This is a genomic window from Goodfellowiella coeruleoviolacea (genome assembly GCF_024171785.1).
Lineage (GTDB): Bacteria > Actinomycetota > Actinomycetes > Mycobacteriales > Pseudonocardiaceae > Goodfellowiella > Goodfellowiella coeruleoviolacea.
In genome coordinates this window covers 268,454-281,753 of sequence record NZ_JAMTCK010000008.1, presented here as the reverse complement: position 1 = coordinate 281,753, position 13,300 = coordinate 268,454, and the positions used below count along the sequence as shown (strand labels likewise).

Below are 13,300 nucleotides of genomic sequence, written 5' to 3'. Positions count from 1 at the left end.
GCAAGCTCGCGCACGCTCCGATCCTGGCATGGGCCGAGCACCGGGCCGCCGCCGGGGACGGGCCAGCGGGCCGCCGCCGAAGACGAGCCACCAGAACGGCGGGCCGAGCCACCGAGGACCCGCGGGCCGAGCCACCGAGGACCCGCGGGCCGAGCCACCGGGGACCGGCGGGCCGAGCCGCCGAAACAGGCCACCGGACAACAGGACAGCGGAGCGGGGTCGCCCGCGCGGACACCCGGTCGAAGTACCGGCCCGGGACGCGTGAACCGGCAGCGGCGGGAGAACCCCGGCCGGGGCTCAGGCGCGGCGGGCGGTGGCGAAGCGGGGCCGGCCGGCCAGGTCGGTGTGGTCGGCGATCTCGGTGAACCCCTGGTGCGCGGTGAACAGGGCGGGCACGGCCGCGCCGTGGGTGTCGTCGTGCTCCACCGCCACGGCCCCGCCGGGGCGCAGCAGCCGCGCGGCGGCGGTGACCACGTGGCGGATCACCGCGAGCCCGTCGGCGCCGCCGAACACCGCCTGGGCCGGGTCGTGGTCGGCGACCTCCGGGGGCACCGGCGTGGCCGCCGGCACGTAGGGCGGGTTGCACAGCAGCAGGTCCACGCCACCGGCCAGGTCGGCGAGCAGCGCCGGGTCGGTCACGTCCGCCTGGTGCAGCCGGATCGGGGTGTCGCCGGCCTCGGCGCGCGCGGCGGCGTTGTCGCGGGTCCAGGCCAGGGCCGCGGTGTCCCGCTCGACCGCGTGCACCACGGCGTCGGGTCGGGCGTTGGCCACGGCCAGGGCCAGCGCGCCCGAGCCGGTGCACAGGTCGACCACCACGGGCCGGTCGGTGCCGCGCAGCTGGTCCAGGCCCCAGGCGAGCAGCAGCTCGGTCTCCGGGCGGGGGACGAACACGCCGGGGCCGACCCGCAGGGTCAGCTCCCCCATCACCGCCCAGCCGGTCAGGTGTTGCAGGGGCACCCGGGCGGCGCGCCGCCGGACCAGGTCGGCCAGTTGGTCCAGTGCGGCGGCGTCCACCGGGCCGACCAGGGGCAGTCTGGTGCGGGGCACGCCGAGCACGTGCGCGGCGAGCAGTTCCGCGTCCACCCGGGGGCTGGCCACACCGGCGTCGGCCAGCACCCGCTCGGCCGCGAGCAGGGCCGGCCGCAGCGGCTGGCGCACACCCGTGCCGCTGGTGCCGGCGGTCATGCCCGGGCTGCCTCGGGTTCGGCGCTGGCGGCCAGGCGTTCGGCCCGGTCGGCCTCGGTCAGCGCGTCGAGCACGGCGTCCAGGTCGCCGTCGAGCACCGCGTCCAGGTTGTGGGCCTTGAAACCCACGCGGTGGTCGGAGATGCGGCTCTCCGGGAAGTTGTAGGTGCGGACCCGCTCGGACCGGTCCACGGTGCGCACCTGGCTGCGCCGCGTCGCGGACGCCTCCTGCTGGGCCTTCTCCTCGGCCAGGGAGAGCAGCCTGGCTCGCAGCACCTGCATGGCCCTGGCCTTGTTCTGCAGCTGGGAGCGCTCGTTCTGGCAGGTGACCACGATGCCGGTGGGCAGGTGGGTGATGCGCACGGCCGAGTCGGTGGTGTTCACGCTCTGCCCGCCGTGCCCCGAGGACCGGTACACGTCGATGCGCAGGTCCTTCTCGTCGATGTCCACCTCGACGTCCTCGGGCTCCGGGTAGACCAGCACGCCCGCGGCCGAGGTGTGGATGCGGCCCTGTGACTCGGTGACCGGGACGCGCTGCACGCGGTGCACGCCGGCCTCGTACTTCAGCCGGGCCCACACGCCCTCGGCCTCGTCGCCCCGGCCCTTGATGGCCACGGTGACGTCCTTGTAGCCGCCGAGTTCAGACTCGATGCCGTCGAGCACCTCGGCGCGCCAGCCGCGGCGCTCGGCGTAGCGCAGGTACATGCGCAGCAGGTCGGCGGCGAACAGGGCGGACTCCTCGCCGCCCTCACCGGACTTGATCTCCAGGATCACGTCGGAGGCGTCGTGCGGGTCGCGCGGCAGCAGCAGTTCGCCGAGCCGGGCCTCCAGCTCGGGCACGCGCTGGGCCAGCTCGGCCAGTTCGCCGGCGAAGGCCGGGTCCTCCTCGGCCAGCTCCCGCGCGGCGACCAGGTCGTTGCGGGCCTGTTCCAGCTCGCGCACGGTGCGGGCGATCGGGGTGAGCTGGGCGTAGCGCCGGCCGAGCCGGCGGGCGTTGGCCTGGTCGGCGTGCACGGCCGGGTCGGCGAGGCGTTGTTCCAGGTCGGCGTGCTCGGCGAGCAGCGCGTCAAGGGCCTCCGGCAGGGGAGCTTGCACGGGAGGGGTCATGAGCACTCCGGTGGGATCGGTTCGGTCCGCCTGCCCGCCGGGCGAGAGCGAGGGGCCGGTCAACTGGGCGGGGTCTCGTCGGGCGCGACGTCCACACGACAGCGCCCGCCCGGCGCGGGGTGCGCTCGGGCGGGCGCCGTGGGGTACGTGCTGCTCCGCGGTGGAACCGGGGTCCGGTGGGCGGAGCCGTGGAGCCGGCGCGGGGCTGGCCGCACCGACTCCTCAGTTCACTTCTTGCGCTTGCCGTACCGGGCCTCGAAGCGCGCCACGCGGCCACCGGTGTCGAGGATCTTCTGCTTGCCGGTGTAGAACGGGTGGCAGTTCGAGCAGATCTCGACCTGGATGGCACCGGAAGTCTTGGTGCTGCGGGTGGTGAAGGTGTTGCCGCAACCGCAGGTGACCTGGGTGGGCACGTACTCGGGGTGGATACCAGTCCTCAACGTCTCGTCCTCTCGTTACGGCCGCCGGGTCCCCTGGGCCTTTGCCCCATGGGGTGAACCGGAGCCGGACTCGACCTCACAGTGTGCCAGACGGGCTGACGTTGGCTGCAACGCCCCGCGCCGGTCAGGTGTTCCCGCCCGGGCCAACCGGCCGGGTCACGTCACTCGTCCGTGACCGCTCGTCCGGGGTTTTCAGCCGTTTGGCGCAGAGTACGACCGTCCACCCGTTCTGGGGGTGTTCCGGCGAGCGCGCATCCGTGGCCACTTCCACACTGGGAGCCGTGCTGTGCGCTGTTGGCCGCCCACTCAGAGTGTCGATGTGGTTGGCCATCCCGATCGTGTTCACCGCTGCCGTGGCCGGCGTGATCGTGGCCGGGGCCTGGCTGGTCGACATGATCACCCGGCCCGGCTTCCACGTGGTCCTGTCCAGTTCGGTGTTCGGTGCCGCCGCCGCGGTGACCATTGCCACCAGCGGCCGGGTGAGCTGGGGTGCGCGCTGGCAGCGGCGCTGGCTGCGCTGGTCCTACCCGGTCGCGGTGCTGGCCGTGGGCCTGGGCATCGACGGCCTGTCCCTGCCGACCGCGGTGGCCGCGGGTGTCGGCGTGCCCGCCGTGGCCGCGCTGGCCGTGGTGTGCTGGCGGCACCGGCAGGCGGCGGACTCGGACACCGCGACCGAGGCCTCCCCGGTCGAGCGCCCGGTGACCGCGGGCCCACCGGTCGGAGGCTCAGCGGTCGAAGGCTCAGGGGCCGAAGGCTCAGGGGCCGAAGGCTCAGGGGCCGAGAACCCCGCGTCCGGGAGGGCAGCAGCCGGGAACGCGGCCGCCCCGATCGCCGCCGGTCGCTGACCGAGCCCTGACCGACCCGCCGGCCCGGGTCGACCCATCCGACCAACGGTTCTGGTCGGCGCGGGTGGGCCGTGCCTGGTTCGCGCACGGGTTCGCCCGTCGAGCCACTGATCCAGGTTGGGCCGTCCGGCGTAGTGACGCCACGGAAATCCCTCACTAGCTTCTTGCGGCAGTTGGTTACTAATCAACAACAAACAGGAGGCAGTTCGGACCACCGGGGTGTGGCCCTCGGCCATCGCCCACTACTGGAACGGCGCCAGCACCAAGCACAGGGGTGACCGCAACCCACCGGCCGGTGCCTTCGCGTACTGGAACATCAGCCGGTACGGGCACGTGGGCATCTCCGACGGCGCCGGCGGCTTCTACGCCACCAGCGTCGGCGGCAAGATCGGCCACGTCACCACGGCCGGCGGCGGCTACGGCTACTCCAACAACTACCTCGGCTGGACGCCGGGCGCCGTGCCCAGCCGGTAGTCCGGATCCGTCCATCGGCGGAGAACGCGAACGCGAGAAAACCAACGGCCCCACCGGATTTCGCGATCCGGTGGGGCCGTCGGCCTGCCTGGCGCTGGGCCGCTCGACTGGTCAGTCGTCGTTGCCCGGGGCGCTCTTGGCGATCTGCATCAGGAACTCGATGTTGGTGCGCGTCTTGCGCAACCGGTCGAGCAGCAGCTCGATCGCCTGCTGGCTGTCCAGGGCGTGCAGCACCCGGCGCAGCTTGTGGGTGACGGCCAGCTCGTCCGGGGAGAGCAGCAGCTCCTCCTTCCGGGTGCTGGACTGGTCCACGTCCACGGCCGGGAACGTCCGCTTGTCCGCGATCTTGCGGTCCAGCTTCAGCTCGGCGTTACCGGTGCCCTTGAACTCCTCGAAGATGACCGTGTCCATGGTGGACCCGGTCTCCACCAGCGCGGTGGCGAAGATGGTCAGCGAGCCGCCGCCCTCGATGTTGCGGGCCGCGCCCAGGAACCGCTTCGGCGGGTACAGGGCGGTGGAGTCCACACCACCGGACAGGATGCGACCGGACGCCGGCGCGGCCAGGTTGTAGGCCCGGCCGAGACGGGTGATCGAGTCCAGCAGCACGACCACGTCGTAGCCCATCTCCACCAGCCGCTTGGCCCGCTCGATGGACAGCTCGGCCACGGTGGTGTGGTCCGACGGCGGGCGGTCGAAGGTGGAGGCGATGACCTCGCCCTTCACCGACCGCTGCATGTCGGTGACTTCCTCGGGCCGCTCGTCGGCGAGCACCACCATCAGGTGGCACTCCGGGTTGTTCGTGGTGATCGCGTTGGCGATCGCCTGGAGCACCGAGGTCTTGCCGGCCTTGGGCGGCGACACGATCAGCGCGCGCTGCCCCTTGCCCACCGGCATCACCAGGTCGATCACCCGGGTGGTGAGGATGTGCGGCTCGGTCTCCAGCCGCAGCCGCTCGTTCGGGTACAGCGGGGTCAGCTTGTGGAACTCGGGGCGGTTCTTGGCGGCCTCCGGCTCCATGCCGTTGATCGAGTCCACCCGCACCAGCGGGTTGAACTTCTGCCGCTGCTGCTCGCCCTCGCGCGGCTGGCGCACCACGCCCTTGATGCCGTCACCGCGGCGCAGGCCGTACTTGCGCACCAGCGACAGCGACACGTACACGTCGTTGGGGCCGGCCAGGTAGCCCGAGGTGCGGACGAACGCGTAGTTCTCCAGCACGTCGAGGATGCCGGCCACCGGCAGCAGCACGTCGTCCTCGCGGATCTCGGTGTCGCTGCCGCCGCCGCTGCTGCTGCCGCCCTCGCCGCGGCCCCCACGCCGCCGGCGGTCGCGGAACCGGCGGCCCCGCCGGTTGCGGTCGTCATCGTCGTCGGCGCTGGGCCGGCCGCCCTGCTGGCGGTCGCCGGAGCGGTCGCCGGAGCGGTCGCTGGAGCGGTCGCTGGACCGGTCCCCGGCGCGGTCACCCGACCGGTCCGCGGACCGGTCGCCGGTGCGCTCACCGGACCGGTCGGCGCGCTCGGACTGCTGGCGCTCGCCAGTGCGCTCGTCGCCGCGCTCGGCGCGCCCGCGCTCGCCCTGCCCGCGCTCGGCCTGGCCGTCACCGGCTGTGCGCTCGGCGCCGTCCGGGCTGCCCGCCGGCCGGGAGCTGGCCCGGCGCCTGCGGTTGCCCCGGCGGGTGCCCTCGTCCTCGCCGCCGGCCGAGCGGTCAGCGGCGGGCTGGGCGGTCTCGGCCGGTGCCTCGGCGGGCTTGTCCGCCTGCCGGTCCAGCACGGCCAGCTGCTGCTGGGCCGGGTCGGGCTCCTGCTGCACGCGGCGGCGGGTGGGCCGGCTCGCCGGCTTCTCAGCGGCGGGCGCGGCGGTGCTCTGCTCGGCGGCCTTCGGCGGCGTCGCGGCATTGCCCCGACCGGAGGTACCGCCCTGCCGTTCCTTGATCGCGGCGATCAGGTCGCCCTTGCGCATGCCCGCGATCCCGGTGATGCCCAGCTGGCCGGCAAGCTCCCTCAGCTCGGCGAGCACCATGCCGGACAGGCCGGCACGACGACGCGGCGAGCTGCCGTTGGAAGTGGTCAGCGTGTTCTCCTTGGTGTTGGACCGGGTGGCGGACGACACGGCCTGCAGGTCGTGTGAACCAGCCGCTGCGGCTGGTGATGAAGCAGGACCCGCGTCGCTGCTCAACAGATCGGTGTTGCTCACACATGTCCTTCCTGACCGGACCACGCCTCCTACGCGGTCCAGCGGACCTGCCGTCCGACGGGATGCGGACCGGCACGTTCGCCCAGTGGAGGCGGCCCAGGCGCGAGAGTGTTCACACGAACGACGGGACCGCCTACATGGGACTTCGGCCACCGCGGCAATCGGGTACCTGTCAGCGTCGACCCCGCCCTAACGGCGCAGAGCCAGCTCAGCAGGAGATGCGACCCGGAACGAATGCCCGGGAACTGCACCGGCGCCCGTGCGCGCGGTGACTGATCGCCCCCGAGGGTAGACGCCGCTCGGGCCAGGTGCAACAACCTGCCTCGGTGTGGCGTGTTCCAGTCAACGTCAGGCGCCCGGCTGGTATTCCAGCTACCCGATTACCGTGGCACCAGGGCATACCGTAGTGGGTCGCCGTGGCGGGCGCGACGCGGGCTGGTTCGTCCGCTGTGCCTGGTTTCAGGACACCCGAACAGGTCCACCGCTGTCGGGTCCGCCGCTGTCGGGTCCACCGCTGTCGGGTTCGCCGCCGATCGGTTCGACCCGGACGCCGGCGCGGTCCACGGCCAGGTGGTGGGCGGTGAACCCGGTCAGGTCGACCTCGGCGGGCAGGCCGGCCGCGCCGGGCAGCGCCAGCACGGTGGGCCCGGCGCCGGAGACCGCGGCGGGCACGCCAAGCGCGCGCAGGTCGTTGACCACGCGCAGGGTTCGCGGCCAGGCACTCTCCCGGTAGGACTGGTGCAGCCGGTCCTCGGTGGCGGCCAGCAGCAGCGCGGGCTCCCGGGTGAACGCGTGCACGGCCAGGGCGGCCCGGCCGGCCGCGAACGCGGCGTCGGCGTGCGGCACCCGGTCGGGCAGCAGGCCGCGGGTGGTGTGCGTGGTGGACTCCTGTTCGGGCACCAGCAGCACCGGGGCCAGCGCGGGGTGCGGCTCCAGGCGCACCGCGGCGAACCGGCCCTGCTCCGACCAGGCGACCACCAGGCCGCCGTACAGGCTCGCGGCGGCGTTGTCGGCGTGGCCCTCGAACTCGGCGGCCAGCCGCAGCGCCTCGGCGTCCACCGGCCGGCCGGCCAGGGCGAACCCGGCGGCCACCCCGGCCACGGCCGCGGCGGCGGACGAGCCGAGGCCCCGGGAGTGCGGAATGGCGTTGCGGCAGCGCACATCCAGACCCGGTGGCGTGATCCCGGTCACCTCGCAGGCGGCCCGCAGGGCGCGCACCACCAGGTGGCGCTCGTCCAGCGGAACCTGGTCCTGGCCGGCGCCGGTGACCGACACGGTGAGCCCGGCCTGGGTGGGCCGGACCTCGACCACGTCGTGCAGGGCCAGGGCCAGGCCCAGGGCGTCGAAGCCGGACCCGAGGTTGGCCGAGGACGCCGGAACCGTGACCCGCACGCCCGAGGCGCCCACCCCCGAGGACCGGGCGGCCACCCTGGTCCCGGCGGCGGTCACGCCAGCTCCAGCGCGGCCGCGACCGCGCCGGGGTCGACCGGCACGGGGGCGAGTTCACCCAGGCCGAGCAGGGCGGTGTCGGGGTCCTTGAGGCCGTGGCCGGTGACCGTGCAGACCACCAGCGACCCGGCGGGCAGCCGGCCGTCGCGCGCGGTGGCCAGCAGCCCGGCCACGCTGGCGGCCGAACCGGGTTCCACGAACACGCCCTCGCGGGCGGCCAGCAGCCGGTAGGCGGCCAGGATCTGCTCGTCGGTGACGGCGGCGATGAGCCCGTCCGACTCGTCGCGGGCGGCGATCGCCCCGGCCCAGGACGCCGGGCTGCCGATCCGGATGGCGGTGGCCACGGTCTCCGGGTGGCTGACCGGCGCGCCGTGCACCAGCGGGGCCGCGCCGGCCGCCTGGAAGCCGAACATCCGGGGCGTGCCGGCCACCACGCCGTCCTCGGCGTACTCCCGGTAGCCCTTCCAGTACGCGGTGATGTTGCCGGCGTTGCCCACCGGCAGGCAGTGCACGTCCGGCGCGCGGCCGAGCACGTCGCAGATCTCGAAGGCCGCGGTCTTCTGGCCCTCGATGCGCACCGGGTTGACCGAGTTCACCAGGGTGACCGGGTGGTCGGCCGCGGTCTTGCGGGCCAGTTCGAGGCAGTCGTCGAAGTTGCCGTCGACCTGGAGGATGCGCGCCCCGTACATCACGGCCTGGGCCAGCTTGCCCAGGGCGATCTTGCCGCTGGGCACCAGCACCGCGCTGGTCATCCCGGCCCTGGCCGCGTAGGCGGCGGCCGACGCCGAGGTGTTGCCGGTGGACGCGCAGATCACCGCCTTGCTGCCGGTGGCGCGGGCGTGCGTGATGGCCACGGTCAGGCCGCGGTCCTTGAACGAGCCGGTGGGGTTGGCGCCCTCCACCTTGAGCAGCACCCGGCAGCCGGTCAGCTCGGCCAGGTGCGGCGCCTCGACCAGCGGGGTGCCGCCCTCGTGCAGGGTGATCACCTCGGCGCCCTCGGGCAGGGCGATCCGGTCGGCGTAGGCGTTGATCACGCCCGGCCAGCCCGCACCGGCCAGGGTGCCGGCCCCCAGCGGCCCAGAAGCGACGGTCACGGCTGTTCGCCCTCCACTCGCATGACGCTGACGACCTCCCGCACCACGGGCAGTCCACCGATCTTGTCCACGGTGGAGCGCAGCGCCGCGTCCGAGGCGCCGTGCGTCACGATGACCAGGCTCGCGTCGTTGACGCGGCCCTCCTGGCGGACCGCGGCGATGCTCACGTCGTGCTCGGCGAACACCGCGGCGACCTGGGCGAGCACCCCGGCCCGGTCGGCCACGTCCAGGCTGATGTGGTACCTGGTCGAGACCTGGCCCATGGGCTGCGCCGGCAGGTCGGCGTAGGCGGACTCGCGCGGCCCCCGGCCGGCCACCACCCGGTTGCGGGCGGCCGCGACCAGGTCGCCGAGCACGGCGCTGGCGGTGGGCGCGCCACCAGCGCCCCGGCCGTAGAACATGAGCTGGCCGGCGGCGTCGGCCTCGACGAACACCGCGTTGAACGCGCCGCCCACGCCGGCCAGCGGGTGGCTGCGCGGGATCATGGCCGGGTGCACCCTGGCCGACACCGACTCGCGGCCGTCGGCGTGGGTGACCCGCTCGCAGATGGCCAGCAGCTTGACCGTGCGGTCGATCGCCTTGGCCGCGGCGATGTCGGCCGCGGTGACCGAGGCGATGCCCTCGCGGTGCACGTCGGCGGCGGTGACCCGGGTGTGGAAGGCCAGCGACGCCAGGATCGCCGCCTTGGACGCGGCGTCGTAGCCGTCCACGTCGGCGGTGGGGTCGGCCTCGGCGTAGCCCAGCCGGCTGGCCTCCTCCAGGGTCTCGGCGTAGCCGGCGCCGGTGCTGTCCATGGCGGACAGGATGTAGTTGGTGGTGCCGTTGACGATGCCCATCACCCGGGTGATGCGGTCACCGGCCAGTGACTCGCGCAGCGGCCGCAGCAGCGGGATGGCCCCGGCCACGGCCGCCTCGAAGTACAGGTCGGCGCCGGAGGCGTCGGCGGCGGCGAACAGCTCGGCGCCGTGCTCGGCGAGCAGCGCCTTGTTGGCGGTCACCACGGACTTGCCCGCGCGCAGCGCCGTCACCAGCAGGGTGCGGGCCGGCTCGATGCCGCCGATGACCTCGACCACCACGTCCACGTCCGAGTCGACCAGGGCGGCGGCGTCGGTGGTGAGCAGTTCGGCGGGCACCTGGCCGCGGTGCTTGTTGGGTCGGCGCACGCCGATGCCGGTCAGCTCCACGGGCGCGCCGACGCGCGCGGCCAGGTCGGTGGCCTGCTCGCGCAGCAGCCGGACGACCTCGGTGCCCACCGTCCCACAGCCGAGCAGTGCCACACGCACCGGTTTGGGTGTGCCCCCAGTGGCATTACCCCAGGTCACTAAGCCTCCAGCCGGAACAGGTCGGCGTCGGTCTCCCGACGCAACAGCAGCCGCGCCCGCCCGTCGCGGACCGCCACCACGGCCGGGCGGGGCAGCCGGTTGTAGCCGTTGGCCATGGCGTAGCAGTAGGCGCCGGTGGCGGCGACCGCGAGCAGGTCGCCCGGTCCCAGGTTGTCGGGAAGCCAGCAGTCCCGCACCACAACGTCACCAGACTCACAGTGCTTTCCCGCCACGCGGGACAGCGTGGCCTCGGCCTGCTCGCCGGCGGAGCGCGACACCAGCCGGCAGTCGTAGACCGCGTCGTAGAGGGCGGTGCGGATGTTGTCGCTCATGCCGCCGTCCACGCTGACGTAGCGGCGCTGGGCGCCGGCGTCGAGGGTGACGTCCTTGATGGTGCCGACCTCGTAGAGGGTGACCGTGCCCGGTCCGGCGATGGCCCGGCCCGGCTCGACCGCGACCCTGGGCACGGGCAGGCCGGCCTGCTCGCACTCGCGCCGCACGATCTCGTGCAGCTGCCTGGCCAGCTGGGCCGGGGGCGGCGGGTCGTCGTTGGGCGTGTAGGCGATGCCGAGGCCGCCACCGAGGTCCAGGGTGGTCACGTCGGTCATGGCGGTGGCGCCGTGCTCGTCGTGCAGTGCGCGCAGCAGCCCGACCACGCGGCGGGCGGCCACCTCGAACCCGTTGGCGTCGTAGATCTGCGAGCCGATGTGGCTGTGCAGGCCGACCAGGCGCAGGCCCTCGGCCTTGAGCACCCGGCGGGCCGCCTCGGCCGCGTCGCCGGCGGCCAGGGAGAAGCCGAACTTCTGGTCCTCGTGCGCGGTGGCGATGAACTCGTGGGTGTGCGCCTCCACGCCCACGGTCACCCGGATGAGCACGGACTGGCGCACGCCGCGTTCCCTGGCGATCTGGTCCAGCCGGGCGATCTCGTGGAACGAGTCGAGCACGACCGTGCCGATGCCGGCCTCCACCGCCCTGACCAGTTCGGCCACGGACTTGTTGTTGCCGTGGAAGGTGATCCGCTCCGGTGGGAAGTCCGCGGCCAGTGCCACGGCCAGCTCGCCGCCGCTGCACACGTCCAGGCTCAGGCCCTCCTGGGCGATCCAGCGGGCGATCTCCACGCTGAGGAACGCCTTGGCGGCGTAGTGCACCAGGGCGGGGTCGCCGAACGCGGTGGCGTGGTCGGCGCAGCGGGACCGGAAGTCGGCCTCGTCCACGACGAACAGGGGCGTGCCGTACTCCTCGGCCAGCGCCCGAACGTCCACACCGGACAGACGGACCACGCCGTCCGCGCCGCGCTCGGCGTTGCGCGGCCACACCGCAGGGTGCAGCCGGTCCAGTTCCTCGTGGCCGGTGGGGCGGGGGCCGGCGGTGTTGGCCGGCACGATGACGTCGGCGTGCCGGGGGCCGGCGGGGTGGGCGCGCATCACATCCGCTCCGGTGCGGTCACGCCCAGCAGGCCGAGGCCGTTGGCCAGGACCTGGCGGGCCGCGTTGTTCAGGTGCAGGCGGGCGATGTTGAGCGGGGTGACCGGCTCGTCGCCCTGGGGCAGCGCCCGACAGGTGTCGTACCACTTGTGGTAGGCGCTGGCCAGCGACTCCAGGTAGCGGGCGAGGCGGTGCGGCTCGCGCAACTCGGCCGCGGTGGCCACCACGGCGGGGAACTCGCCGATGGTGCGGATCAGCTCGCCCTCCCGGTCGTGGGTGAGCAGGCCCAGGTCGGCGTCGGCCACGTCACCGAGGTCGATGCCCAACTCGGCGGCGTTGCGGGCCATCGAGGCCAGCCGGGCGTGCGCGTACTGCACGTAGAACACCGGGTTCTCGTTGCTGCGCTTGCTGAACAGGTCCAGGTCCACGTCCAGCGAGGAGTCCACCGAGGAGCGGATCATGGAGTAGCGGGCGGCGTCCACGCCGACCGCGTCGACCAGGTCCTCCAGGGTGACCACGGTGCCGGCGCGCTTGCTCATCCGCACCGGCTTGCCGTCCTTGACCAGGTTGACCATCTGGCCGATGAGCACCTCGACGCTGTCCGGGTCGTCGCCGAACGCGGCGGCGGCGGCCTTGAGCCGGCCGATGTAGCCGTGGTGGTCCGCGCCGAGCATGTAGATGCACAGGTCGAAGCCGCGGCCGCGCTTGTCCTGGAAGTAGGCGATGTCACCGGCGATGTAGGCGGGCTGGCCGTCGCTCTTGATCACCACCCGGTCCTTGTCGTCGCCGTACTCGGTGGAGCGCAGCCACCAGGCGCCGTCGGCGTGGTAGAGGGCACCGGACTCCTTGAGCTGTTCCACGGCCCTGCTGACCGCGCCGGAGGTGTGCAGGGAGTTCTCGTGGAAGTAGACGTCGAAGTCGGTGCCGAACTCGTGCAGGCTCCGCTTGATCTCGTCGAACATCAGGCCGACGCCGATCCGCCGGAAGGCCTCGTGCCGCTCGGCCCCGGGCAGGGACAGCGCGCTGGGTTCGCGGCGCAGCACCTCGGCGGCGATGTCGGCGATGTAGGCGCCGCCGTAGCCGTCCTCGGGCGCGGGCTCGCCCTTGGCCGCGGCGATCAGCGACCGGACGAACCGGTCGATCTGCGCGCCGGCGTCGTTGAAGTAGTACTCGCGGGTGACCTGGGCGCCCTGCGCGGCCAGGATGCGGCCGAGCGCGTCGCCGACCGCGGCCCAGCGGGTGCCGCCCAGGTGGATGGGGCCGGTGGGGTTGGCCGAGACGAACTCCAGGTTGATCGACCGGCCGGCGAGCGCCTCGCCCCGGCCGTAGTCGTCGCCGGCCTGCAGCGCGGCCCGGACGATGTCGCCCTGGGCGTCGGCGGCCAGCCGCAGGTTCAGGAAGCCGGGGCCGGCGACCTCGGCCGCGGCGATGGCGTCGGTCTCGGCCAGCGCCTCGGCCAGCCAGCCGGCCAGCTCGCGGGGGGACAGGCCGAGCCGCTTGGCGCTCTGCAGGGCCAGGTTTGTGGCATAGTCGCCGTGCTCGGGGTTGCGCGGGCGCTCGATCGTCACCGCGGCGGGCAGGGCGGTGGTGTCCAGGCCACGCGTGGACAGCACGTGCACGGCGGTGGTACGAACGAGGTCGGCGAGCGCTGCGGGAGTCACCCAGCAGATTTTAGGCATGTGTTCCCGCAGCTAACGAGCGGGTTATGGCCCGCGAACCGCCCGGTGATGGCCCGAACGGACGCCCGGATACCGCCACGATCACCACTTCG

10 protein-coding genes and 1 pseudogene are annotated in these 13,300 nt (G+C 73.7%); 2 read left to right on the top strand and 9 right to left on the bottom strand.

Features of this window, described 5'->3' with window-relative positions; translation table 11 throughout:
- Positions 1 to 297 precede the first annotated feature (297 nt).
- From prmC to rpmE, 3 genes are all read right to left on the bottom strand, one after another.
- Positions 298 to 1,185: a peptide chain release factor N(5)-glutamine methyltransferase gene (prmC, locus tag LX83_RS19190; RefSeq protein WP_253773286.1), complete on the bottom strand. Its 888-nt coding sequence runs from the start codon at positions 1,183 to 1,185 to the stop codon at positions 298 to 300.
- Positions 1,182 to 2,291, bottom strand: coding sequence for a peptide chain release factor 1 (prfA, locus tag LX83_RS19185; protein WP_253773284.1), 1,110 nt, complete (start codon positions 2,289 to 2,291; stop codon positions 1,182 to 1,184). Before prfA ends, prmC begins: the two co-directional genes overlap by 4 nt.
- A 227-nt stretch (positions 2,292 to 2,518) precedes the next feature.
- Positions 2,519 to 2,731, bottom strand: a complete 213-nt coding sequence (gene rpmE, locus LX83_RS19180) for a 50S ribosomal protein L31 (protein WP_253773282.1) — start codon at positions 2,729 to 2,731, stop codon at positions 2,519 to 2,521.
- A gap of 323 nt (positions 2,732 to 3,054) precedes the next feature.
- Here rpmE and LX83_RS19175 point away from each other — a divergent pair, with 323 nt between their 5' ends.
- A complete protein-coding gene (locus tag LX83_RS19175) occupies positions 3,055 to 3,576 on the top strand; it encodes a hypothetical protein (RefSeq protein WP_253773280.1) in 522 nt (173 codons plus the stop codon).
- 195 nt (positions 3,577 to 3,771) lie between these two features.
- Positions 3,772 to 4,050 (top strand): annotated as a pseudogene (locus tag LX83_RS19170) (CHAP domain-containing protein); the annotation flags it as partial.
- A 111-nt stretch (positions 4,051 to 4,161) separates the two neighbouring features.
- Here LX83_RS19170 and rho read toward each other — a convergent pair.
- The 6 genes from rho to argS form a co-directional block, all read right to left on the bottom strand.
- Positions 4,162 to 6,240 carry a transcription termination factor Rho gene (rho, locus tag LX83_RS19165; protein WP_407649612.1) on the bottom strand — a complete coding sequence of 693 codons (2,079 nt, stop codon included), beginning with the start codon at positions 6,238 to 6,240 and terminating at the stop codon, positions 4,162 to 4,164.
- 459 nt (positions 6,241 to 6,699) lie between these two features.
- The gene (gene thrB / locus LX83_RS19160) at positions 6,700 to 7,689 is read right to left on the bottom strand and encodes a homoserine kinase (protein WP_253773277.1); all 990 of its coding nucleotides are present in this window, start codon (positions 7,687 to 7,689) and stop codon (positions 6,700 to 6,702) included.
- Positions 7,686 to 8,783 (bottom strand): threonine synthase, encoded by a 1,098-nt coding sequence (thrC, locus tag LX83_RS19155; RefSeq protein ID WP_253773274.1) that lies wholly within the window; start codon positions 8,781 to 8,783, stop codon positions 7,686 to 7,688. The genes thrB and thrC overlap by 4 nt, the downstream gene beginning before the upstream one ends.
- Positions 8,780 to 10,066 carry a homoserine dehydrogenase gene (locus LX83_RS19150; RefSeq protein WP_253773272.1) on the bottom strand — a complete coding sequence of 429 codons (1,287 nt, stop codon included), beginning with the start codon at positions 10,064 to 10,066 and terminating at the stop codon, positions 8,780 to 8,782. The genes thrC and LX83_RS19150 overlap by 4 nt, the downstream gene beginning before the upstream one ends.
- A 38-nt stretch (positions 10,067 to 10,104) precedes the next feature.
- A complete protein-coding gene (lysA, locus tag LX83_RS19145; protein WP_253773270.1) occupies positions 10,105 to 11,529 on the bottom strand; it encodes a diaminopimelate decarboxylase in 1,425 nt (474 codons plus the stop codon).
- A complete protein-coding gene (gene argS / locus LX83_RS19140) occupies positions 11,529 to 13,190 on the bottom strand; it encodes an arginine--tRNA ligase (protein ID WP_253773268.1) in 1,662 nt (553 codons plus the stop codon). The genes lysA and argS overlap by 1 nt, the downstream gene beginning before the upstream one ends.
- Between the last annotated feature and the right edge of the window lie 110 nt (positions 13,191 to 13,300).

What these genes read in the sequence shown, in the direction of transcription:
- prmC (WP_253773286.1), bottom strand. Translation starts at nt 1,185, where the DNA reads ATGACCGCCGGCACCAGCGGCACGGGTGTGCGCCAGCCGCTGCGGCCG.
- prfA (WP_253773284.1), bottom strand. Translation starts at nt 2,291, where the DNA reads ATGACCCCTCCCGTGCAAGCTCCCCTGCCGGAGGCCCTTGACGCGCTG.
- lysA (WP_253773270.1), bottom strand. Translation starts at nt 11,529, where the DNA reads ATGCGCGCCCACCCCGCCGGCCCCCGGCACGCCGACGTCATCGTGCCG.